This window comes from Shewanella sp. M-Br (assembly GCF_036245925.1).
In the GTDB taxonomy this organism is placed as follows: domain Bacteria; phylum Pseudomonadota; class Gammaproteobacteria; order Enterobacterales; family Shewanellaceae; genus Shewanella; species Shewanella oncorhynchi.
Genome location: NZ_BJBV01000004.1, coordinates 139,380 through 162,473, shown reverse-complemented (window position 1 = coordinate 162,473; position 23,094 = coordinate 139,380). Strand labels below are relative to the sequence as shown.

Here is a 23,094-nt window from a genome sequence, read left to right as displayed (position 1 = left end):
ACAACTGCACTTAAAGCGAAAGCCAAATATAAAAAACGCGACTCAAGGTCGCGTTTTTCATTCAGCTTAACAAACAAGATTAAGCGTAAGAATGTTCACCATGTTGGTGATCTGTCACGTCACGTACGCCAGTCAACTCACCTGGGAACATGTCTAACAATTGTTTTTCGATACCATCCTTCAGGGTGATATCAACTTGAGAACAACCGTTACAACCACCGCCGAACTGCAGTACAGCCACGCCTTCTTTAGTGATTTCAACCAGCATGATATTACCACCATGGCCGGCTAACTGAGGGTTGATTTCTGATTGGATCACGTATTCGATACGCTCGACTAAAGGTGCATCACCAGACACTTTACGCATTTTTGCGTTAGGTGCTTTGAGCGTGAGTTGTGAACCTAATTGGTCAGTCACAAAATCGATAGTGGCATCTTCAAGGAAAGGTGCACTCTTCTCATCGACCATAGCATTGAAGCCAGTGAACTCGATTTCAATATCATCACGTTCTACTGCATCCGGTGGACAATAAGACACACCACACTCGGCTTGCGAGGTTCCTGGACTGATCACAAATACGCGAATATGAGTGCCTTCAGGTTGATCTGCTAACAACTTAACAAAATGGGCTTGAGCCGCATCGGAAATGGTAATCATGAAAACCTGCTCCGTCAGGGGATACCTGAGTGTTTTAGTAAGAATTAGCCGTATGATACTCCGACTCACCTTCGCTTTGTAGTCCTTTGGATAGCAAGTTTATGGATTTTTGCCATAGCGATCACGATTTATTCATCATAAACAAGCTTTAAACGAATGTGTTGTACGCGAGTGAACAGCATCATTTACAAACAAAAGCGACCCAATTGGGTCGCTTTAAGCCAGACATAAAATACAAACTATTTAGCCGCTTCTTGTCCAGCGATACGACCAAAGACAATGATATCAGTGTAAGCATTTCCACCGAGTCGATTGGTTCCATGGGTTAAACCAGTCACTTCACCCGCAGCAAACAAGCCCGGAATCACTTTTCCTTGTTCATCAAGTACACGAGTACGTGTATCAACCGCTAGTCCCCCCATAGTATGGTGCACAGAAGGTGTCGCTTTTAAAATCCAATAAGGTCCTTTACTTAAATCAACCAATCCTGAGCGATGATTAAAGGCTTCATCCTTTCCTGTTGCGGCATAACGATTAACGTCTTTAATCATTGATAACAACTTGTCTTCAGGAATATTAAAGACTTTAGCGGCTTCTTCTAGGGTGTCGACCTTATACATTAGCCCGTCTTTTGTGAATTCCTTCAGTTCACCTTGATGCATTTCAACAGTATGGGCAACATCTTCAATAGCTTGGTTCCAGAGAACATAAGTATAACGGCCTGGTTGGGCTAGAATGGCCTGTGAAATCACATCTCGGCGTTCCAATTCCTCAACAAAGCGCTCACCCTTCTGGTTGATTAACACCGCACCAAAGAAGCGAGAGTCAGCAATCAAGGCAATCGCACCCGAGGTTGGGCTACAAATGGGATATGACTGGATATATCCCATATTTTTAGCTGCTGCATGTATTTTTTCTGCCATCACAATACCGTCACCAGTACCACCTGAATGACCAGTGCTGCCATATCGTTCATCTAACTCTGGGTTATATTTTTTACGCATTTCCATGTTAGACGAGAAGCCACCCGTGGCAATCACAACACCGCGTTTTGCATAGTAGGTTACCGTTTTGCCATTATGAGTCGCTTCTACACCCACAATTCGGCCCGTTTGATCTTGAATTAACTTTTCAGCCTTAGTATTGGTATGAATTGGTAAGCCAACTTCTTCAGCTTTAATAGAAAACTTGCTGATCACCTCTGCTCCGGTATGACCTTTAGGGATTAGCGCTCGTTTCACGCTGTGTCCACCAAACTGAAATAATTGATCTGGGTAAAATTCTACTTTGACGTAATCCCTTAACCACTCAGCTGCATCAACCGCATTATCGACCATGGTCTTAACCATTTCAGGGTCACCTTTGAAATCGCCGCCCTTTAGCGTGTCGCTAATAAACAGCTCTTTGCTATCGGTAACTCCCATATTTTTTTGCACCCAACTACCGGCCACATTCATCTCAGCGCCAGAAATCAAAGAATTACCGCCGATAATAGGCATCTTTTCAATAATCACTGCACTTCGTCCCGCAGTCATAGCCTCTAAACCAGCACTGAAACCTGCACCACCCGAGCCAATAATCACCACATCATAGGTATATTCTGCTGGCGTTAATGCTTCATTTTTTTTAGCTGAAGCGACAGCGACTAACGTAACACCTGCGGCTTCAACACTTTTACCCACGGCTTCTTTAAGCGCTTTAGACGTTACGGTTGCGCCTGCAATACCGTCAACCTCGATAGAGTTATTATCAATAATCGCCTGTTTAACATCTTTAAATACGGCACCAGCAAGGACCTTATTTTCCTTTTGCTTTAGTACATCAATCGCCACAATGTGTCCGTCTTTGAATGTGGTTTCGACCTGCACTTCGCCATGCTTGCCTTGAGCGGTTCCCTGGCTTTTTACTATTTGATGGGTAACTTGACAGCCGACAATAATTGCTGTTGCCGTTGCAGCAATACCAATAATGGATTTTTTATAATGCATTACAATTCCCTTATTATTTTTGATAAAATTTAGAACAGCACCAAATTAAATGAGATTCTACTTATCAAAATTTCAACCTATTTGATAAACCGTTAAAACTGATAACCAACAGATATACCGTATTCAACCCCATCATTATATTGCGAACCCCAGCTATCATAATGAGTGATATATAACTTTGAAAATATTGAATCCGTGAGGCTTGTTTGTAATGTTGTAATTACCTGATGGCCATAGCTGTCATATGAAAATAATGCTTGATGCGCTGCATCCCTATCAATTTGTGCTTCATAATTCAAACTTAAACTATGTTTTAACCCTAGCAACTCAAATGGGTACTTTGCATTTAAAACCACGGCATAACCTGACAGATCATTAAACTTCTCTGATGTGGGGGAAAAGCTACCAATGGTATAATTTAAACCGACACCATAGTTTAGTGATAAATTTTGAATTTTTGCATTATGGGTAATACCTAAGTAAAGATTATCTTCAACTAGCGTTTCACTCGCAGAGATAAAGTTCTGAGTCCAGAAGTTGAACTGCGACTCTCCCAGCTTATTTTCAAGTATCAATAATGACTTAATGGTAGTTTTACCATCAAGGTTCTTCTGATTTTCCGCGATTTCAGCAGGGTTTTCGAGCTTAAGATTAGCAAAGTAAGTACCCCAATCAGCAATACCTAAATGATTCAACTTTACAAAAGGTTGATTAAAAACACCTGGGTTATCATTTTTTGCGGCACTAGTATAAAACTTATAACCTAAATCCACGCTCGTTTTATTCACATCAGCATATACTGAACCACTAAAAATAATTGCACTGACTAAAATAGATGCCACACTTTTTTTACACATAGAGCCCCTCTCAACCATGTATTCTAGGAAGTATTTTAAAATACTTATCGACCAGTAAACTTTATATAATAAAGTTACTACGAATAGCATGATGACTATGTGATCTAAGCCCAACGGCGCTTTTGCATTTTAAAAGTGTGTGGTTTAATGCAGTAAATCTATAGTTCCCATTCTTTAGTTATTAGATATGACCAGTCTGGCTGTAAATAAATTATTTGCAGATGAGCTAGTAAAAATCCAACCCAGTTGATTAGCGAGACGTTTCACCAGTAAAAGCCCTAAACCAAATCCATGACGGCCCTTACTATTGTAGGAATTGGTTATTTCTATACAACAAGCATCTTGAGTAATGCTAATATCCATCCCACCATGCTCAATACTATTCCTTAATAAATTGCTTAAGATTATTTTTAGCGGATGAAGCTGGACGGGCAAGCAAGTATCGTCACACAATAATTGAATTTTTTGCTCATAACCATGTACCCGTTGCTGCTCCTCGATAATACTGGCAAGTAAAGGCGATAATGCTACGTTTTCCTTTTCTAGGTTTGAACACTCTTTATTAGTTAACCATAGTAGGGTTTCAATGAGTGACTTCATTTGATTGGTCGCTTGGGAAGCATACAGAGTTGCCCCCGTAAGCTCACCTTGTTGTAATGCGAGGATTTCAAATGAAGATTGGCATATGGCGACTGGCGTACGTAACTCATGGCTAGCAAAGCGTAAAAAATTGAGTTCTCGCTGCTGAGCCTCCTGAAGTTGTAAAATCGAGTTATCTAAAGCATCAACAATTGCCTTTAATTCAGCATATTCTTGTTCTGGTAAACTCAGTTTTCCTCCTCCTTCCCAATCATGTTGTTTAATCGCATGACTAATTTGATGAACAGGCGTAATCACTTTACTTTGCATATAAAACGCTAAGCTTGCACTGGCACAAAAGGTTATCAAGACAAGCAGCAAGATCGCCGTCATATTTTTAGGGGCAAATTGCAAATCATGGGTAACACTAAACTGCAGCCAAACGTATAGCGGCTGGCCAGTTTGGGTGTAGTACACACTTAACGCGTTAACAATGGGACCTTCTGCATGCTCATAGTGAATTTTGCTCGCATCAGTTAAGACTTCATTGTTACTTAACTCGCGAATTTGCAGCGGAATATCTCGCCAATGAGGATAGACAGTTAAGTTATCGGTTTTTAGAAGTGGTTGATGAAGTAATGATTGCTGAGTTGGCTCCACCATCTTCAGTAATGCTTCGGCCGCTTGCCCTGCATTGTGCATTGTGACCTCATGCATAGAAATCATACCTGCACACATCATGCAAAGCGGGATAAAACTATTCACGCCTAAGGTTATTAATAGAAAAATAACTCCCCACACTTGATAGCTACGCTTGAGGCTAAGCTTAGGAGCTTGCATTGATATCATCCCTAAGGCTTAGACCGACTCCACGAATCGTATGCAATATTTGTCGTTCAAAGGGTCGATCTATCACCCTTCGTAACAGATGAATATGGCTGCGTAAACTATCACTATCAGGAGCACTATTGGGCCAAATCGTTCGCTCAATCTCTTCTCTACTCACTGTTTCTGGGCTACGCCGAGCTAATAAAACAAGGATCTGCCAGCCTGTTTTAGACAAAGCCAGCTGTTGCCCTTGCCGATACACCATGTGGTTTGCAAAATCGATTTCTAGGTCGCCAATAGTCAACCTTTGGGGTGCGGGACGACGCTGAGCAACCACCTTCAATCGCGCGACCAGTTCCTCCATTGCAAATGGTTTTACTAAATAATCATCCGCGCCAACAGCAAACCCATTCAAGCGCTCATTCAGACTGCTACGTGCGGTTAACATTATTATGGGCGAAGTAATGCACTGTGCTTTCCAGCGTTCACATGCTTCAATCCCATCACCATCAGGCAAATTTAGGTCGAGAATAATAGCGTCAAATTGCTGCTGACTAATGAGCATATCAGCCTGAGCTAGGTTGAAAGCGTAATCGCACTCTATGCCACTCAATTCAAGATATTGAATGATGTTGTTAGAGAGAAGTCGATTATCTTCAACCAGTAATATCAACATATTTAGATCAACTCATATTGATGGGCTAAATGGATTAAGTTTGCTCTATTTGTAGCCCCAAATTTCTTGCGCATAGCTTCCATATGATATTCAACTCCTCTGACACTTATCGGGAGCTGAGTTGAAATTTCGTCATTCTGAAGGCCGTTTGCGACCATGAGCAGGATATCTCTCGCATTATCTTTAAGTAGCGAGCTTTGTAGAAATGGATTGAACAATTGTTTATTACATTCAAACAGCTTGTTTTGGGCTTCCTTTAAAGTGTCTGCCAATCCCTCTAACACCACCTCCGAGGCACTAAGATGGCTGAGTAGTATGAAGCGGCCAGCCCAATGACGATTAGAGTGGCAAGAGATGGGCCAGCTCAAAACACTTTGAATATTATGCTTACTAAACAGTAGGCTGGTCTTATCATTTTTTACACTCGTGAATCTATACATATAAGATTTTGAAGTATCCAATGAAAAACCAAAATTGAAATCATGGGAGGCTATCTGATTTAAATAAAAACGCTGTAATTCAGCCATAACAGGGGAAGAAGCTATGCTGGCGATAGGTTTTCTTAGTGCCGTAGGAGAGAACAGATTGGTATCTTTTGGAAAGTGATAATTTTCATACGCACAATGTGGAACTCCTTGAAACCAGAAACCACAAAAACCATGTAGCTTTAAAGAGTAGTTTATCGCCTGAATAACGTCCTTCAGCGTTGATGCCGTATCTGCATTTGATCGCGCCAGTTTAGCGTCCATAAATACCCTCCAAACGAAATAATATAGGAAGGTATCTCAATACAAAAAATAAACAAAACCCATTGATACAGATACTTACATCTTGTCGCAAAAGTAAAACTTATTCTTTTTTACTCAGTATTTTTGACATAATTTTGACATACACATAGATATAATGATGTGACCGCTATGTTTTAAACAGCGTCAACATCATTCAACAAGCCTGGCGCCTCTGCCCTTGCCAAACACCATACTTGAACATGCACATAACGCGCTTCGAATAAGCGAGCAATTTCAGAGACTGTAGTGCCAGTGGTGACCACATCATCCACCAATGCAACACGCTGGAACGCAAAATCATCCGCTAACATAAAGGCATCATGTAAGTTGCGTCGTCGCTGTGCACCCGAAAGCCCCGCCTGCGGTCGAGTGTCTTGTTGGCGCGTTAACCCTTCGCTCACTAACGGCAGTTGCAAGAGCTGTGATAACTCATGGGCAATTAACCACGCCTGATTAAATCCCCGTTGTTGCAAACGTTTTGGATGCAATGGAACTGGCACTATCGCTTGAGGCAGCGAGATTAATCCTTGCTGTTCTAATACCTTAATGCGTGCTACTAAGGCGCTACACAGCACGGGCAAAGCGGCAAGTTGACCTTGATATTTAATCGCACCAACCCAAGCCCCCAAACCTTGATGATAACTACAAGGTGCAATGACTTTACGTGGCTGGCGCTTTTGGCATTCACCGCAATAATCGACTTCTATTTGCATCGACTTACCGCAACCTAAGCAAATAGGCCCATGATATAAGCCAGATTGAAGACAAACGGCGCAAATGCCAGTCTCGGGAAGTGATATGGATTGGTGGCACAGCAGGCAACGGTTAGGTAAACTGCCCGCCAACCACCTTGTACCGAGTTGATAGCCTAAACGCATTATCCGTAAAGCAGATTGCGGCCAAATCCTTTTGACAAAGTGCGGCATACATTCACCTAATCCATTTTTGAGGCACTCAAGTGAGCCAAGTCACATCCACAAACCAAGCAAATTTGCATATTGAAATCAGCGGCCAAGGGCCAGATCTGGTGATGCTTCACGGTTGGGGAGTGAATAGCGCTGTGTTTACGCCATTACATGAGTCACTGTCTCAGTATAGGGTGCACTATGTAGACTTGCCGGGCTTTGGCCATAGCCAAATGGTTGAAGGTGGCCTATCAACCTGGGTAGATACCTTAGTCGCTGCATTGCCTGAACACGCTATTTGGGCCGGCTGGTCACTCGGTGGACTCGTTGCGACTCAGGCAGCGTTAAGTTATCCACAAAAAATCAAAGGCTTGATTACCATTGCCTCATCCCCTTGCTTTATGGCAAGGGAAGACGAAGCATGGCCGGGCATTCCGCCACAAGTCCTTCATCAATTTAGAGAACAACTCGGCCAAAATTTACCTAAAACTATAGAGAGATTTCTGGCGATTCAAGCCATGGGTAGCGAAACCGCCAAGGAAGATATCAAACAACTGCGCGATCTTGTCCTCGCACGTCCTTTACCCAATACCAGAGCCTTAACTCAAGGCCTAAATATGCTAACCGACGTCGACTTAAGGCAGCAACTGATAGAGTTGCAACAACCTTGGCTAAGGATCTGGGGCCGACTCGACGGGCTAGTGCCCAAACGCGTACCACCTAAAATGCCCATCACAGCTCAAAGTGAGGATGTGATGCTCGCCAAAGCCTCTCACGCGCCCTTTATTTCCCATCAGCAGGAGTTTTTGCAGGTATTTATGCCTTGGTTAACGTTACAGACACGTTAACGCTTTATCTTTGAGCGATTAATGGCTAGTATTTAACCATTAATGTGCCAAGGAATTTTCCATGTTAGTTGTCAGTAACTACCCCCAAGTCCCGCTAGCGACCAGTAATGTCGCGACGGACTCGGCTCGGGTCGACAACCAACTGAAACCTGTAGTCATCCCACCACAAGCGGCAACTAAAGGTCACGAAGAACGCGCCTTTAATCCACAGAATGAACGCACTGCGGATCAAGCTCAACAACAGGCGAAAACGCTCGAGCATAATCAGCAACAAGTTCAAGAAAAACAGCAGCAACAGCAATCCTCACAGCAACAGAACCAACAACAGCAAGAGAAAAAAGCGCCCCTTGTAGTGGCCGAGCGTGTTTTACCTAAAACGCTTAAAATTGCAGCAAGAGGCCAAGCGGCACTGCAACGTAAAGATATACGCTTAAAGGTTAGTCAAGGTGCGACAAGTTATGCCACTAGTAGCGCTAAAGCGAATGTTCGACAATCGCTTCAAGGCGAATCGAGTCAATTTTATCAACAACTTGGGCAGCGTATTGGTCAGTTTTATCACCAACAGACTCAACCAGAACAAGAATCAACCATGTCGACGTGGATTTAACCTATTCCAATCGTATGAATCCGTTTGCGCACAAAATTAACCTGAGTGATAAACAAAAATGCCGCTAAAAATAGCGGCATTTTTTATGCTGTTTAACGCTTATTTAGGCAAACGATACAGCTCTTGCTGGTAGGCCAAACTGCCCCATAATGCCCAACTTAAGGCTTTCTTCTCTAGCGCGGCAGCAGCGGGTGGATGAGGCGTTAACTGCTCGTTTTTTTCATTATATTCGAAACCCTGTGCCTCTTTCTCTGGTTGCAGAATGACCACATCTTTACCTTCCATCAGCGCAAAGTTTTTATCGTATTGCATCAGAGCACGCCCTGGCCAATCATCGCTGACCTGAGTTAAGTCACGGCCCAGCATAGGGTAAGAATCTGAAATACCAATCAAGGATAATAAAGTCGGCGGCAAGTCAATTTGGCTCACAATACGATGATCGCGTTTTGGCGTTAGATTATCCCCAAGAATTAATCCCGGAATACGAAAACGCGATACTGGCACCAGATCCGCACCACCCACTCGACTGTCATGGTCGGCAACCACGATAAAAATCGTATCTTTCCAATAGTCCGCGTTTTTCGCCAATTTGAAAAACTCACCAACCGCATAGTCGGCATATTTCGCCGCATTATTGCGAGTTTGCTTAGGTTGTTCATAAAGTTCGATACGATCATCTGGGAATTCAAATGGATCATGGTTGCTCGAACTAAACACTAAACTAAAGAAAGGCTTACCTTCGCTATGCAGACGCTCAAACTCACTGTTGGCCTTGCGCATTAAATCTTCGTCTGACGCGCCCCACGAACCCACGAAGGCCGGAGATTTGTAATCTTTCTGATCTATGATGTCACTAAAGCCGTTGCCCAAGAAGAAGCTACGCATATTGTCGAAATGGCTCTCACCACCATAAATAAACTGCGTTGTATAACCATGATTTTTAAGTAATTCAGCAATACTGAAAAAGCCAACTTGGCTCTTACCTAGCTTCACCACAGCACGAGCTGGCGTTGGCGTAAAACCTGTTGTCACGGCTTCAATTCCGCGCACAGATCGTGTACCAGTAGCGTACAAGTTATCGAAATACCAACCCTCTTTAGACAAGGCATCGATATTCGGGGTCAGGGGTAACCCACCTAAACTGCCGACAAAACGTGCGCCTAAGCTCTCTTGCAGTAGGATCACTAAGTTCTTTGGCTTACCAGTATAACTGGCTTGGTTAAAGCTCAGTGATGGGATATCCGTTGAAGTAAAGGCACTTTCAGGGCGACCACTTTCCTGCCGAATCGTTGCAATAATCTCCGCGTTATCTAGCTTGCCATACACTTTAGAAGCATCTTCTTCACTATCCATCTGCTTGATGGCAAACACCAAGGAATAAGCAGAGTTAATAACTAAAGAGTTCACTAATGGATCATCAGCAAAAGCCACCAGAGCGGGGTTAAGCGGACGATGACCCAAGGTTGAACGGGCACCTAATATCGTAATTGCGATAACAATTAACGCGAATACTGGACGCCAATACCAGCGTGGAAAGCGCAGGTTTCTCGTCAGTTTACCGCTGAGAACCCAACCGCCCCAGAGTGTACCTATGGTTAATAATATTGAGAAAATAAGCTCAAGCTTACGACCCGCCCACAGCATAGAAAGCACTTCTTTCGGGTAGATCAGATATTCCACATACAAACGATTCGGACGAAAACCGTATTCTTCAATAAAGGCGGGGGTCGATGCTTCTAAAAACAGCATGATCCACAGACCGACGGTTAACCACACCCGTAAAATCGGCTGCCATAGACGGCCAATAAAATGATCACCTGAAAATAATGCAGTCCCTAAGGCGGCAATACCCCATAACCAGCACAGGGTAGCGATATCGACGCGTAAACCTTGGATTAATAGATGCGACCAACCATCCACAGCGGCCACGCGATCGGCTTGCCACAGCCCTAAAGCGATACGGCTCGCGGTGGCAATGAAAAGCACTAATAACGAAAAGATAAAGATGGCGCGAAAAGGCCCATGGGCATTGTTTCGCCCGCGAGGTGATAAACCAGATTGCATGTGTTACCCCAAAACGTATAAAAAGAGCCACTCTGCTTTGGAGTGTCAATTTGAAAAAATCGGTGAATAAGCTGTGCTATGACAACCGATTTTGCTTAACGTTGCATTAAATGCCGACTTTATATTCCCTAAGACGACATTTATGCAACAGTTTTGTGAGTAACAGGTTAAAAAGTCGACTCAGACACGACGTATGTCCGAGTATTTACATTACAACGTCTACTTTTTCAGCTTAGCGAAGGCATCGGCAAAGGCATTGCCCATGGCCGCGTTTGCTGGCGCTTTAGGTGCTTGCTTTTGCGCAGGACGCGCAGCCGGTTTCGCTGACTGCGGTGTTTTACCATGATTAGTTCTGGCAGGATTGTGCGGTCTTTGCTGCGGCTTGCTTTGGTCAATAGCTTCATCCAAACGCATGCTCAAACCGATGCGGCGGCGCTCAACGTCAACTTCCATTACTTTGACTTTCACCACATCTCCCGCTTTCACCACAGTGTGCGGGTCGCTGATGAACTTGTCGGTTAGAGAAGAGATATGCACGAGTCCATCTTGATGTACGCCAATATCGACGAAGGCACCAAAATTAGTCACGTTGGTCACTACGCCTTCGAGTACCATTTCAGGTTTCAGATGTTTAAGTTCTTCAACACCATCTTTAAACTTGGCGGTTTTGAACTCACCGCGGGGATCGCGTCCAGGCTTATCCAGTTCTGCTAAAATATCTGTGACCGTCGGCAAACCAAATTCCGCCGTAATAAACTCTTCTGCCTTGATGCTGCGCAGCAAATCAGAGTTACCCATCAGGCTCGCCAACTCTACTTGCTTAGTTTTAGCGATAGTTTCCACTAGTGAATAAGCCTCTGGATGCACAGACGAGGCATCGAGTGGATTGTCCCCTTCTCGAATACGCAAAAAGCCCGCTGCTTGCTCGTAGGCTTTAGGCCCTAAACGCGGCACTTTCAGCAGCTCTTTACGATTCTTAAACTGACCATTGGCATCGCGATAATCGACCACGTTTTTCGCTAACGTCTTATTTAAACCTGCCACTTGTGACAATAACGGCACTGAGGCCATGTTGAGATCTACACCCACGCCGTTTACACAATCTTCCACCACGGCTTCCAGCGAACCCGATAATTGGCTTTGACTCACATCGTGTTGATATTGACCGACACCGATAGACTTAGGCTCAATCTTCACCAACTCGGCTAATGGATCTTGCAAGCGGCGGGCGATAGACACAGCGCCACGAATCGACACATCAAGATCAGGAAACTCCAACGCCGCCAATTCCGATGCCGAATACACAGACGCACCCGCCTCACTGACCATCACTTTGGTCAAATGTGGATGGGTATCTTTCACTTCGGCAATCAGCTCAGCGGCCAGCTTGTCAGTTTCCCGTGATGCAGTGCCGTTACCAATCGCAATCAACTCAACCTTGTGCATTTTGACTAAGTTAGCCAAAGTACGGATCGACTTTTCCCACAGATTTTGCGGTGCGTGTGGGAAAATCGTTGCATGGCACAACAACTTGCCCGTGTTATCGACCACTGCGACTTTAACACCGGTACGTAAACCAGGATCGAGTCCCATGGTGGCTTTCGCACCCGCAGGAGCGGCCATCAATAAATCACCTAAGTTACGAGCGAAGACTTTAATCGCTTCGGCTTCAGCGCGTTCGCGCATTTGCGAAATAAACTCAGTTTCCATCTGCAGGGCAATCTTAATACGCCATGTCGCCGTCACCACGGTTTTCAACCATTGATCAACGCTGCTATCGCCTAATTTCAGCCCTAAATGATCACAGATAATCACTTCGCAGTAACTACCTTGGCCCGCTTCAGCTGCTGGGTCGGCATTCATAGATAAGGTTAAGAAACCTTCATTACGCCCACGCAGCATAGCCAGTGCACGGTGTGATGGGATCTTAGCTAACTGTTCTGTATGCTCAAAATAATCGCGGAACTTCGCGCCGTCTTTTTCTTTGCCAGCAATTAAACGGCTTTCTAACACACTGTTTTGGCTTAAATGCTCACGCACTTTACGCAGTAATTCAGCGTCTTCGGCGTAGCGCTCCATCAGAATATAACGCGCGCCCTCGAGCACAGTCTTAACATCGGCAAAACCCGCTTCGCTATTGATATAGCCTACCGCGGTGGTCTCGACATCTACGCTACGATCAGCCAGTAATGCATCGGCTAATGGCTCAAGCCCAGCCTCGATAGCGATTTGGCCCTTAGTACGACGCTTAGGTTTGAAGGGCAGGTATAAATCTTCGAGGCGTGTCTTACTGTCTGCCTCGTCAATCGCCCATTGTAATTCTGGCGTTAACTTACCCTGAGCTTGGATGCTAGACAGGATCACTTGGCGTCTGTCGTTCAGCTCACGCAGGTAACCTAAACGCGTGTACAAGGTACGCAGTTGTGTATCGTCTAAACCGCCCGTGGCTTCTTTACGGTAGCGGGCAACGAAGGGAACTGTCGCACCATCGTCAAGCAGAGTGATGGTTGCGGCAACTTGTTGCTCACGAACATTCAGTTCTTGAGCGATTATCAGAGCGATGTTATGTGCATTAGTTTGCATAAATAAAGTGTCGTGCCTAACTGTAAAGTAAGTCGTTATTGCGCCAAAGATACCACAGGCGCCCCGTATGTTTCATGCTAAAGCCTAGGTCAAATCAGAGAGTTTGATCTTTCCCGCAATCCCGTGACTACCGCCGTTATTTTAAGAGCGGCAACTCTGTGGTTAATTCGCCTCGCTGGCGAGAGTAGTTTCAAAAGGGGTATAACGGATCTGATTGATATACCACTCTTTTGGACCCGAGGGCGTTTGCACTAGCACCTCATCATCCACTTGCTTGCCGATTAAGGCACGCGCCATGGGCGAGTCGATGGTGATATAGCCTAATTTTGTATCGAGCTCATCTTTACCGACGATCCGATAACGCACGCGATCACCGGCTTCATTTTCAAGCTCAAACCAAGCGCCAAAGAATATTTTGCCTTCCTGCTGCGGCGAGTAATCGACGATTTTTAATTCTTCTAACCGCTTAACTAAGTATCTGACTCGGCCATCAATTTGTCTTAACAAACGCTTGTTGTAGGTGTAGTCCGCGTTCTCACTACGGTCGCCCTGCGCCGCCGCTTCTTGGACTTTAAGGGTGATTTGCGGCCGATATTCCTTCCACAAATACTTCAATTCTTTATCTAAAGTTTGCCAACCCTGTCGGGTGATCAAATGCGCTTTCATACTCATTACTCAATCGTTGGATTAAACGACCACAATTGATGCGGGATAATATATTAGACTGATGATACTCAGACTGGACGCTAAAGTTAACTCACTAAATCATCTCTGTGCATAATGGCTTTTAAATCACCTCTTTTGCTGATGCCAATTTAGTTACAATTTCAGCTATAGCGTGAATAAACGCGAGTATTCCCATGCAATTTCATTTGCTTAGTATTAACATTGGGCAATCAATGTCAGCATTTATCGCATTCAAGTTACTAAGGTGAGCTAGTCGCCTTGGTTGAATGCGGCTATATTAGGCAGATTCGTTTTCAATTTCAGCCAGTTGGTTAATCTTAACTGTTTCTCGTCAGTAGAATAAGCACCAATCTGAGCAATTAAAGGACATCCCATGGGACAAGAAACCTCGAAAATCCTCGTCGTCGATGATGATATGCGCCTGCGAGCGTTACTCGAGCGTTACCTGATGGAGCAAGGTTATCAGGTGCGCAGCGCGGCCAATGCCGAGCAGATGGACCGCCTATTAGAACGTGAAAACTTCCATTTACTCGTGCTCGACTTGATGTTGCCCGGTGAAGATGGCCTGTCTATCTGTCGTAGGCTGCGCCAGCAAGGTAACCCCATTCCGATCGTGATGCTGACGGCCAAGGGCGATGAAGTCGACCGCATTATTGGTTTAGAGTTGGGCGCTGACGATTATCTGCCAAAACCTTTCAATCCACGGGAATTACTTGCGCGGATCAAAGCCGTGATGCGTCGCCAAACCCAAGATGTGCCCGGTGCGCCCGCTCAGCAGGAAGCACAGATTAGCTTCGGTGAGTTCTCGCTGGATTTAGCGACCCGTGAGATGTACCACGGCGACGAATCGATTGCGCTCACTAGCGGTGAGTTTGCCGTACTTAAAGTGCTCGTCACCCATCCACGCGAACCCTTGTCTCGGGATAAGTTGATGAACCTCGCCCGTGGCCGCGATTATTCGGCGCTAGAACGCTCCATCGACGTGCAAGTGTCACGTCTGCGCCGCTTAATCGAAAAAGATCCCGCGAATCCTCGCTACATTCAAACGGTTTGGGGTTTAGGTTATGTGTTTGTACCCGATGGTGCCGCGCGTCGATGAGCCGCGCCGCCATCTTAATCTACTGCGGTTATTGAGCCCACGATGAAACCTAAGTTTTGGTGGCGGTTTGTTCCTCGCAGCGCATTTAGTCAAACCGTGATGCTGATTGGTTGCCTATTACTGATCAATCAGCTGGTGTCTTACGTCACGGTCGCCGTCTATGTACTTAAGCCAAGTTACCAACAAATCAATCAGTTAATCGCTCGCCAAGTCAAATTACTGTTTGTCGACGGCATAGATATTGGCCGCGAACACTTAACCATAGTCGATGCCCTTAATGCCAAAGTCCACGACGATGGCATGAAAATCTACAATCAACAGCAAGCGCATGAAGCGGGTATTGAGCAAGCCACTTACTATGGTTTCTGGTCATCGCAGATGTCGGAATATCTTGGCGGCGATGCTGAAGTCCGCGTCACCCATGGCAGCGTATTACAGATTTGGATCCGTCCACCACAGGCGCCCTCGATTTGGATAAAAGTGCCACTTATCGGCCAAAATGTTTCAGATCTTTCGCCACTCACTCTTTATTTAATGGTGATTGGCGCACTCAGTGTCGCTGGGGGATGGTGGTTTGCTCGCCAGCAAAACCGCCCACTTAGGCGATTACAAAAAGCCGCGATTTCAGTCTCCCGCGGTGAATTTCCCGATCCCTTGCCGCTAAAAGGTTCGAGTGAAATTGTCGAAGTTACCAATGCTTTCAACCAGATGGCGAACAGCATGAAGCAACTGGAGCAGGACAGAGCGCTATTGATGGCGGGGATTTCCCACGACTTGCGCACACCGCTCACCCGTATTCGTCTCGCTTCTGAGATGATGGTTGAGGAAGATCAATATCTTAAAGATGGCATAGTCAACGATATCGAAGATATGGACGCCATCATCAGCCAGTTTATTGCGTATATTCGCCAAGATCAGGAAACCAGCCGTGAACTAGGGCAAATCAATAAACTCATTCAAGATGTCGCTCAAGCAGAAGCCAATCGCGCCGGTGAAATAGAAGTAGTATTAACTGACTGCCCCGAAGCTCAATTCCAAGCGATTGCCATTAAACGGGTACTGAGTAATTTAGTCGAAAATGCCTTTCGCTATGGCTCTGGCTGGATCCGCATTAGCTCGCAGTTCGATGGCAAACGTATCGGTTTTAGTGTTGAAGATAATGGTCCAGGGATAGACGAGTCGCAAATTACCAAACTATTTCAACCTTTTACACAAGGTGATATCGCCCGTGGTAGTGTTGGTTCGGGCCTAGGCCTCGCCATTATCAAACGGATTATCGACAGACACCAAGGGCAAATTACCCTCTCCAACCGCGCCGAAGGCGGTTTAAAAGCCCAAGTGTGGCTGCCGCTGGAATAACGCGAGATCACATATTTGCAAATCAAATGACAACGCTGACATCCAAGTGAGCACTTGTCATATTAATGTCACCTTAAATTCATAAACTCAGCACAGTTACTGGCTCTGAACATTATGAAGATTGCAAAATGAAAATTTCAACGCTGTCGCTTTCTGCTTCTGCCCTGTTGTTATTGCTCGCGGGATTGCTAGCAGCCGTAGTGCTGTGGAGCAGTGATCAGCGGCAACAAATTGAGCAGCAAACACTGACATTACAAGCTATTCAGCAGGATTTTCTCGTCGGTGTACGCCGCGATCTCGATGGCTATTTAGCCAGTGGCAACGCTAGCCAACTTGAACAAGCGAAAACCAAACTCAGCGCCATTAAAAACCAGCTCACGCAGCTTAACCTCGCAGCCATGGGCGCTACCGACAATGACTTGCAAGCCAGCCTAAGCAACTTCATTCAAGATTTAGATACCAAGTACCGCGCCGCGGGTAAACTCGCTGGCAATCCTAGGCAACTGCTCGCCCACGCGGAATCTGAAATGCTCGACTACAACCGTCGTCTGGGCAGCTATGCCGATAAAGGCTTAGCCACAAATGCGGCGGTCGCCGAACAATATCTGCAATTGAGCCGCAATTTACCTTCTATCGTCTACCAACTTTCCCAACTGACCGATGGTTATCTGATCGGTAAAAATCAGCAGCTCAAGGGCATTTTAGACAGCACCAGCAAAGAGCTAAATACGTGGCACGACTCCCTCAGCGCACTGCCGTTAATCGGCGTATATGAACAGCAAGAAGCCGATGAATTTGCCCTCGGTGCCAGCGAACCGGAACAAATTGAAATAGGCGAGAGTGACCGCAGTGAACTGCTCAGTCTCGCCAATCGATACAACAAAGAAGTCGCCAATACCCACCAATTACTGCAAACAAACCAAGAGATGCAAGATCAACTCATTCAAGCGATTAGCAATGTGGAACAACAGCTTATTGGCTTAGGTGAGGCTCAGGCAGCAAAGAACCAGCAGCTGAAATATGAGTTACAGCTAATCCTCTACACTATGGTTTCCATCATGGCCTTGTTTGCGATTGGTTATTTAATCCTGCAGCAAAACCGCGTCGTCAAACCGCTAAAACGTCTCAACCAAGCTTTTATGAAATTAAGCGAATCGAACAGCCGCGAGCGTTTAGACATTAATCGTCGCTGCGAGACGGGCCAAATCGCAGGTCATTTCAACCAGTTACTGCACATGTTTGAACAGGAAGACGAGGCGCAGCGCCAGCAAATCACTAAGGTTTCTCAATCATTAAGCCAACTGGTGGCGCGCATTACTCAGCTATCACAACACACAGAGCACACCCAAACGATTGTGGCCGATACGCAAACACAGACCGAACATATCCGCAGCCTCGCCAATGAGGTGAGCCACACTTCGGCACTCGTGGAAGACAGCGCAGCCGAAACCATGCGCCAAATGCAGTCGAGTCAAGCACAAGCCGAGGCGGTATTGAGCGCAACCGAGCAAACACAAACCGCGGTCGGTCTGTGCCATTCGTCCCTTGAAAGCCTAAATAACTCAGTGACGGATGTATCGAAAATCATTGATGTGATTGGCAATATTGCCGAACAAACTAACTTACTCGCCCTTAATGCTGCCATCGAAGCTGCGCGGGCTGGCGAGCAAGGTCGCGGCTTTGCCGTGGTGGCCGATGAAGTGCGTAATTTAAGCCAACGCACCCAAGTGTCTTTGAATGAGATCGTGAAAATTCTGCAACAACTTACCCAATCAAATCATGCCCTCAGTGAGAGTGTCGATGGCATAGCACAGGCCACCAGCAGCCAGAAACTGCGTGCTCAGAGCCTGTGGAAAGTGGCGCAAACAGTGCAAAACCAAGCAAGTGAAATGGCTAATACCGCCAAACAAGGCTCGCTCAATGCCAAAGAGCAAGTCGATTATCTCGATGAATTTGTTCGCACTATGGATAGTTTAAAAGAACAAGCGCAAACCAGTTCACAGCAGAGTGAGGTCATCGCCCAAGAAGTACAGCAGAGTGTAGAAGATATTGAAACCAGCTTGGGGATTGGGCAAAGCCAAATAAACCGTGCGGCCTAAAACCGCACGTTTATTCACTTAATTTCTCTATTTGTGTTTAATCGTCGATTCGACAATTGTGGATATTAGAGCCATCGAACTGACATTCGACATCAACCCATTTGCCTTCAAATGGCGTTAATGAAGCATCAGTCGCTTGATAGCCCCACAAGGTCTTTTGCATCACTAAACCCGACAAATCAAGCTCATTGCTTCGCACTTCAAGATCAACCTCTTTCACTAACCACTGGTTGTCTGCGAGTTCAACACCTTCTATTTGAATCCATTTTTGGTCAAGTGTCGCTAAAGTTAAACCGTCATCGAATTGAGTTCTGGCATCAATATCAAATGTAAATCCATTAATTTGTAGCTGATTATTGGTAGTCAGTGTCGCCAGACCTTCTAGCTCGAACTTTTTACCTAAGGTTGGAGGTATTCCGCCATTATCATGTGATGTTTCAAATTCAACTTCTCTGGCCCATAAACCCTGCGACATAGATTGAATATCTACATCGACTAGCTTGCCTTCAACCAAGTTAGCTTGCTTGCCATCTTCAAATTGAGTATTTGTAGTGACATAGAGTTTAAGCTCAAACTGCGTCTTATCTTGGTTGACCCAAGTAATAGTCCCTTCTAGCTCCATATCATTAAAAGACGCCGTATCTTCCACCTCGACTTCAGAGGCCAAAAATGAAGCACCACTTTGCTGGCCTTCCACTTCAACCCATGCGCCTTCCTGTAAGCTGCCTTCTAAACGTGCGTTGGCATAATTAATCACTGCCGAACCGATATTGAATTGTTGCGCAGCCTTATTTAATCCAGAGACACGTCCCTCGATTTCAGCAAACGCAAAATTGGGGATAAGGTTTATAGAATTAACCTGCCATTCTCCCATTACCGTTGGATAACCATTTACCGCAACCCAATCGCCGACTTTATACTGAGTCGCGTCCGCTGGTTTAACGATTAAATTAATCCCATTAACGGCAATAGTATTTTGATTAACGGAACTGATTTCACCCACAAGGCTTGGATCTAATATGACATTTTTAGCCTGTTGGCCTTCATTATCAATTTTGACCCTCATCCCCATTTGAATGGCATTAACCTCTAACGGCTGTTGTCCATAGTGAATCTTAGCATTAGCGATATTTACGCTATATCCGTTGACCGTAATCGAATTATTATCAGAAGCAATATTTGTTACTGTACCGTTAATTTTTGCAGGTAACGTGGGTTGTGGAACGATAGGATCGGGTTTAGAGGTATCTGTTGATGAATCATTACCACCGCAACCAGCAAGCAAAATGGCCGTAATACAGACTAAGAGTTTATTCATTTTCTTCCCTATTATGTCTTGTTAAATCAGTGCAGGGCATCTTAGTATGAAGATCGTCAAGCAAATGTGAAGAAATGAATTAACCTATGAAAGTATTAATTGTTGATGATAATCATGATGTTATTGAAACAATCATGGATTATTTAACCCTAGAGGGGATTATTGCCGACTGTGCATATCACGGGGAAAGTGCAATCAATTTAATTCAACAAAACCATTACGATGTCATCATAATGGATATTATGATGCCCAAATTAGACGGTATTAATACCGTCAAAAAACTGCGTGAAGAAATTTATTGTAATACACCGATTATATTTTTAACCGCCAAAGATAGTCTGCAGGATAAAATTGATTCTTTTACATCAGGTGGGGATGATTTTTTAAATAAACCTTTCGCGATGGAAGAATTATGCTTAAGACTGCATTCACTGCATAATCGTGGCCCACGTTTAGATGTGGGTATTTTGCGCTTCAGTGATATCAGTTTAAATTTGCAAACCCATCAAGTTACCCGTGCTGGTAAAGAAATTAAGCTCAGTAAAATTCAGCGCACCATTCTTTCACTGTTACTAAAACATGCGCCCGCTATCGTGAGTAAAGAGCAATTGGTAGATACAGTATGGGGAGATGATGCACCTTCGAGTGATTCACTTCGCAGCCACATATACAGCTTACGCAGTGCACTCGATAAAGGTTTTTCAGACTCAAAATTAGAGACTATCCATGGCCAAGGTTACCGACTTATCCCCTGAGCATTTTCCGAGTTTATATAAAAAAATCCGCCTCACTTTTTTAGTATTAACTAGCTTGATGTTTGCCATTTTTTGGAGCCTCATTTATATCGCCGAAGAACAAATTGAGAAGATTAGCCTCGAGCAAACGCTGGCCACAGAGACTCGCGAATATCTAAAGAATTATCAAAGGTTTGGTGATAAAGCACAGCTCCCCGATATCAATGAATTGAAAACATATTGGAGCAAAGAGTTTGTACCAGCTTGGCTGCAACCTTATCAAAATACCGGATTTTACGAACATCAACTGGGTGACGAAGATAAACACTTTTTAATATCCGCTCATCCTTCTGGGCAAGGGCTGTTGTATGTGGTTTATAAGGATGACGCGGACGATTTCCTTGATAGCTATGAAGATAGAATGCACATTTTGATCTCTATTATGGGGATCGGTTTGCTCCTGTTTATCATGGCGTATGGATTGTATTTTGTACGTCTGCTATCCAGTCCACTTGCTGAGATTGAAAATAAAATCAATCAACTATCACCAAAAAGACCAACATCAACACCGAGTACTTCATACCGTGAAACCCGCCAGATTGAGCAAACCCTATTAAGCAACAAAGCTAAAATTGCCGCCTACTTCACTCGGGAACAAGAATTTAGCCGTTTTGCCTCCCATGAACTACGCACGCCCATTATGGTGATCCAAGGTTCGGTAGAATTGCTCAAAAAAATCCCCAATGCGACAACCGAGGCTCAACAATTAATGGTCAAAAAAGCCATTACACGTATTGATTACGCAGGGCATCAAATGAAAACGCTCACCGAGGCCTTTTTACTTCTCGGAAAAGAAGACATTGAATCCCAGCACTACAGCCAAATTGATTTAGCACCACGCCTTGAACACATTTTAGCTGAATTGGCGCAGCACTTTGCCAAGCAAGAAATCACCTACAGCTTAACGCTTAAAGATTGCTTGAGCATCAAGGCGCCACTGAGCTTTATTGACATAGTGATAGGTAATTTAATTAAAAATGCTTTCAATTACAGTGCCGGAAACATTGAAATTACGATGCAAAGCAACCAATTATGGATACTGAATCCACTAAGCACTCAAAGTACTGATACATCAGGCTATGGCTGCGGATTAATTATTATTGAACGTATTTGCGAGCGAATGGGCTGGGCATTTTCAACCCCAAACGATGGTGCTAGCTATCAGGCTTATGTTCAGTTTATAGATAATGCCCATTAACTGAAGTTAGCTTGGATAAATGACCTCGTTTTAGCAAATTCTGAGTTGCAAACCCAATCTTCACAACCGCTTCACGCTTGTCTTGGCACTATGCTCGCAACACTGTAATAGCCATTGAGGCTGAGTTACATAAAACCATAGAAAGGACAAACAGATGAATAAAATGACTCTTACCGTTTTCGCAATGGCACTTTCATTCACGACTATGACCAGCCAAGCAGGCTTTCAACCTACAACGGGTGAACCTCAAATACAGGGTGGCTTCCAAGGGCCGAGCGCAAGACAAGTGATTCATGATGTGGTAAGCGCGCTCAATGCCAGTGATGACGCCCAAATTGAGTTAACGGGCCATATCATTTCTTCCATTGGACACGATGATTATATTTTCCGTGACGCTACGGGTGATATTAAGGTCGAAATTGATGATGATTTATGGCGCGGCAACACAGTAACACCTGAGACTCAGGTCATTATTCGTGGTGAAGTGGATAAAGATTGGTCTGAAGTGACCATAGATGCAGACAACATTCAAATCGTACAATAAATTGATTTAGTTAAAGCCAGCCAATGAATGGCTGGCTTTGGTCACATCCAAACTTCATGTCTTAAATACGCTTAGATAGCAGCCAAAACAACTTCAGCTTTACTGGCTTCAAAAGCCTTTGGCTCTTCTACATTCAGTAGAGTCACTTCACCATTATCGATGATCATGGCGTAACGTTGTGAACGCACGCCACCAAAACCGGCAGTATCCATCTCTAAACCTAAGGCTTTAGTAAAGCTGGCATCGCCATCGGCTAACATCATTAATTCAGAGGCATTTTGTGCTTCGCCCCACGCTTTCATCACAAAGGCATCGTTCACAGCAACACAGGCAATCAAATCCACGCCTTTCGCTTTAAATTGATCGGCTAATACCACATAGCCAGGTAAATGCGCTTCAGAACACGTTGGAGTAAAAGCACCTGGCACTGCAAACAATACGACTTTTTTACCCGCGAACAATTCGGTAACTTGGTGATTCACCATGCCATCTTTCGTCAGTTGACCTAATGTGGCAGCAGGTAATGTTTGACCTTGAGCAATCATGTCTTTCTCCATTTAGTTAAAATAACTCATCCATACTAGCCCTATTTACCGCAGATAAACACCGAGAGAA

The 23,094-nt window shown here is 44.7% G+C and carries 20 protein-coding genes; 8 read left to right on the top strand and 12 right to left on the bottom strand.

From position 1 onward, the window contains the following. Positions 1-79: 79 nt before the first annotated feature. From nfuA to AAA952_RS04610, 7 genes are all read right to left on the bottom strand, one after another. Complete coding sequence (gene nfuA / locus AAA952_RS04640; RefSeq protein WP_338254836.1) at positions 80-658, bottom strand: Fe-S biogenesis protein NfuA; 579 nt, start codon at positions 656-658, stop codon at positions 80-82. A 239-nt stretch (positions 659-897) separates the two neighbouring features. Next, positions 898-2,646: a urocanate reductase gene (urdA, locus tag AAA952_RS04635; RefSeq protein WP_338254834.1), complete on the bottom strand. Its 1,749-nt coding sequence runs from the start codon at positions 2,644-2,646 to the stop codon at positions 898-900. Positions 2,647-2,738: 92 nt separating this feature from the next. Further along, positions 2,739-3,503, bottom strand: coding sequence for an outer membrane protein OmpK (locus AAA952_RS04630; protein WP_338254832.1), 765 nt, complete (start codon positions 3,501-3,503; stop codon positions 2,739-2,741). Positions 3,504-3,677: 174 nt separating this feature from the next. Beyond that, a complete protein-coding gene (locus AAA952_RS04625; protein ID WP_338254830.1) occupies positions 3,678-4,922 on the bottom strand; it encodes a sensor histidine kinase in 1,245 nt (414 codons plus the stop codon). Continuing rightward, entirely contained in the window at positions 4,909-5,586 is a 678-nt protein-coding gene (locus AAA952_RS04620; RefSeq protein ID WP_338254828.1) for a response regulator transcription factor, read from the bottom strand. Before AAA952_RS04620 ends, AAA952_RS04625 begins: the two co-directional genes overlap by 14 nt. A gap of 2 nt (positions 5,587-5,588) precedes the next feature. Beyond that, positions 5,589-6,335, bottom strand: coding sequence for a helix-turn-helix transcriptional regulator (locus tag AAA952_RS04615; RefSeq protein ID WP_338254826.1), 747 nt, complete (start codon positions 6,333-6,335; stop codon positions 5,589-5,591). A 173-nt stretch (positions 6,336-6,508) separates the two neighbouring features. Then, the gene (locus AAA952_RS04610) at positions 6,509-7,300 is read right to left on the bottom strand and encodes a ComF family protein (RefSeq protein WP_338254824.1); all 792 of its coding nucleotides are present in this window, start codon (positions 7,298-7,300) and stop codon (positions 6,509-6,511) included. A gap of 32 nt (positions 7,301-7,332) precedes the next feature. Between AAA952_RS04610 and bioH the strand changes: the two genes are divergently transcribed. Beyond that, positions 7,333-8,127, top strand: coding sequence for a pimeloyl-ACP methyl ester esterase BioH (gene bioH / locus AAA952_RS04605; RefSeq protein ID WP_263168594.1), 795 nt, complete (start codon positions 7,333-7,335; stop codon positions 8,125-8,127). 61 nt (positions 8,128-8,188) lie between these two features. Next, positions 8,189-8,734 carry a hypothetical protein gene (locus tag AAA952_RS04600; RefSeq protein ID WP_113940241.1) on the top strand — a complete coding sequence of 182 codons (546 nt, stop codon included), beginning with the start codon at positions 8,189-8,191 and terminating at the stop codon, positions 8,732-8,734. 99 nt (positions 8,735-8,833) lie between these two features. Here the strand turns inward: AAA952_RS04600 and AAA952_RS04595 are convergent, their stop codons facing one another. From AAA952_RS04595 to greB, 3 genes are all read right to left on the bottom strand, one after another. Further along, positions 8,834-10,798, bottom strand: a complete 1,965-nt coding sequence (locus AAA952_RS04595) for an LTA synthase family protein (protein ID WP_113940240.1) — start codon at positions 10,796-10,798, stop codon at positions 8,834-8,836. Positions 10,799-11,017: 219 nt separating this feature from the next. Continuing rightward, complete coding sequence (locus AAA952_RS04590; RefSeq protein ID WP_263175701.1) at positions 11,018-13,381, bottom strand: Tex family protein; 2,364 nt, start codon at positions 13,379-13,381, stop codon at positions 11,018-11,020. Positions 13,382-13,543: 162 nt separating this feature from the next. Further along, positions 13,544-14,047, bottom strand: coding sequence for a transcription elongation factor GreB (gene greB / locus AAA952_RS04585; RefSeq protein ID WP_105250662.1), 504 nt, complete (start codon positions 14,045-14,047; stop codon positions 13,544-13,546). Positions 14,048-14,441: 394 nt separating this feature from the next. On the opposite strand from greB, the gene ompR reads away from it, so the two are divergent. The 3 genes from ompR (at position 14,442) to AAA952_RS04570 (ending at position 18,625) form a co-directional block, all read left to right on the top strand. Next, entirely contained in the window at positions 14,442-15,167 is a 726-nt protein-coding gene (ompR, locus tag AAA952_RS04580; RefSeq protein WP_006079507.1) for an osmolarity response regulator transcription factor OmpR, read from the top strand. Between the two features lie 42 nt (positions 15,168-15,209). After that, positions 15,210-16,526 (top strand): two-component system sensor histidine kinase EnvZ, encoded by a 1,317-nt coding sequence (gene envZ / locus AAA952_RS04575; protein WP_338254814.1) that lies wholly within the window; start codon positions 15,210-15,212, stop codon positions 16,524-16,526. A gap of 128 nt (positions 16,527-16,654) precedes the next feature. Next, complete coding sequence (locus AAA952_RS04570) at positions 16,655-18,625, top strand: methyl-accepting chemotaxis protein (protein ID WP_338254811.1); 1,971 nt, start codon at positions 16,655-16,657, stop codon at positions 18,623-18,625. A 37-nt stretch (positions 18,626-18,662) separates the two neighbouring features. On the opposite strand, the gene AAA952_RS04565 is transcribed toward AAA952_RS04570, so the two are convergent. After that, complete coding sequence (locus AAA952_RS04565) at positions 18,663-19,943, bottom strand: DUF5666 domain-containing protein (protein ID WP_338254809.1); 1,281 nt, start codon at positions 19,941-19,943, stop codon at positions 18,663-18,665. Positions 19,944-20,029: 86 nt separating this feature from the next. Here AAA952_RS04565 and AAA952_RS04560 point away from each other — a divergent pair, with 86 nt between their 5' ends. From AAA952_RS04560 to AAA952_RS04550, 3 genes are all read left to right on the top strand, one after another. Then, entirely contained in the window at positions 20,030-20,698 is a 669-nt protein-coding gene (locus AAA952_RS04560; RefSeq protein WP_131525518.1) for a response regulator transcription factor, read from the top strand. Beyond that, positions 20,670-21,935: a sensor histidine kinase gene (locus AAA952_RS04555; protein WP_263222319.1), complete on the top strand. Its 1,266-nt coding sequence runs from the start codon at positions 20,670-20,672 to the stop codon at positions 21,933-21,935. The genes AAA952_RS04560 and AAA952_RS04555 overlap by 29 nt, the downstream gene beginning before the upstream one ends. A 154-nt stretch (positions 21,936-22,089) precedes the next feature. Then, positions 22,090-22,479, top strand: a complete 390-nt coding sequence (locus AAA952_RS04550; protein ID WP_105250668.1) for a YgiW/YdeI family stress tolerance OB fold protein — start codon at positions 22,090-22,092, stop codon at positions 22,477-22,479. A 71-nt stretch (positions 22,480-22,550) separates the two neighbouring features. Here the strand turns inward: AAA952_RS04550 and AAA952_RS04545 are convergent, their stop codons facing one another. Then, entirely contained in the window at positions 22,551-23,024 is a 474-nt protein-coding gene (locus tag AAA952_RS04545) for a peroxiredoxin (protein WP_338254803.1), read from the bottom strand. Positions 23,025-23,094: the final 70 nt, after the last annotated feature.

Excerpts from the sequence above, each read along its gene's own strand:
- nfuA (WP_338254836.1), bottom strand. The coding sequence starts at position 658 with ATGATTACCATTTCCGATGCGGCTCAAGCCCATTTTGTTAAGTTGTTA.
- urdA (WP_338254834.1), bottom strand. The coding sequence starts at position 2,646 with ATGCATTATAAAAAATCCATTATTGGTATTGCTGCAACGGCAACAGCA.
- AAA952_RS04630 (WP_338254832.1), bottom strand. The coding sequence starts at position 3,503 with ATGTGTAAAAAAAGTGTGGCATCTATTTTAGTCAGTGCAATTATTTTT.
- AAA952_RS04625 (WP_338254830.1), bottom strand. The coding sequence starts at position 4,922 with ATGCAAGCTCCTAAGCTTAGCCTCAAGCGTAGCTATCAAGTGTGGGGA.
- AAA952_RS04620 (WP_338254828.1), bottom strand. The coding sequence starts at position 5,586 with ATGTTGATATTACTGGTTGAAGATAATCGACTTCTCTCTAACAACATC.
- AAA952_RS04615 (WP_338254826.1), bottom strand. The coding sequence starts at position 6,335 with ATGGACGCTAAACTGGCGCGATCAAATGCAGATACGGCATCAACGCTG.
- AAA952_RS04610 (WP_338254824.1), bottom strand. The coding sequence starts at position 7,300 with ATGCCGCACTTTGTCAAAAGGATTTGGCCGCAATCTGCTTTACGGATA.
- AAA952_RS04600 (WP_113940241.1), top strand. The coding sequence starts at position 8,189 with ATGTTAGTTGTCAGTAACTACCCCCAAGTCCCGCTAGCGACCAGTAAT.
- AAA952_RS04595 (WP_113940240.1), bottom strand. The coding sequence starts at position 10,798 with ATGCAATCTGGTTTATCACCTCGCGGGCGAAACAATGCCCATGGGCCT.
- AAA952_RS04590 (WP_263175701.1), bottom strand. The coding sequence starts at position 13,381 with ATGCAAACTAATGCACATAACATCGCTCTGATAATCGCTCAAGAACTG.
- greB (WP_105250662.1), bottom strand. The coding sequence starts at position 14,047 with ATGAAAGCGCATTTGATCACCCGACAGGGTTGGCAAACTTTAGATAAA.
- ompR (WP_006079507.1), top strand. The coding sequence starts at position 14,442 with ATGGGACAAGAAACCTCGAAAATCCTCGTCGTCGATGATGATATGCGC.
- envZ (WP_338254814.1), top strand. The coding sequence starts at position 15,210 with ATGAAACCTAAGTTTTGGTGGCGGTTTGTTCCTCGCAGCGCATTTAGT.
- AAA952_RS04570 (WP_338254811.1), top strand. The coding sequence starts at position 16,655 with ATGAAAATTTCAACGCTGTCGCTTTCTGCTTCTGCCCTGTTGTTATTG.
- AAA952_RS04565 (WP_338254809.1), bottom strand. The coding sequence starts at position 19,943 with ATGAATAAACTCTTAGTCTGTATTACGGCCATTTTGCTTGCTGGTTGC.
- AAA952_RS04560 (WP_131525518.1), top strand. The coding sequence starts at position 20,030 with ATGAAAGTATTAATTGTTGATGATAATCATGATGTTATTGAAACAATC.
- AAA952_RS04555 (WP_263222319.1), top strand. The coding sequence starts at position 20,670 with ATGGCCAAGGTTACCGACTTATCCCCTGAGCATTTTCCGAGTTTATAT.
- AAA952_RS04550 (WP_105250668.1), top strand. The coding sequence starts at position 22,090 with ATGAATAAAATGACTCTTACCGTTTTCGCAATGGCACTTTCATTCACG.
- AAA952_RS04545 (WP_338254803.1), bottom strand. The coding sequence starts at position 23,024 with ATGATTGCTCAAGGTCAAACATTACCTGCTGCCACATTAGGTCAACTG.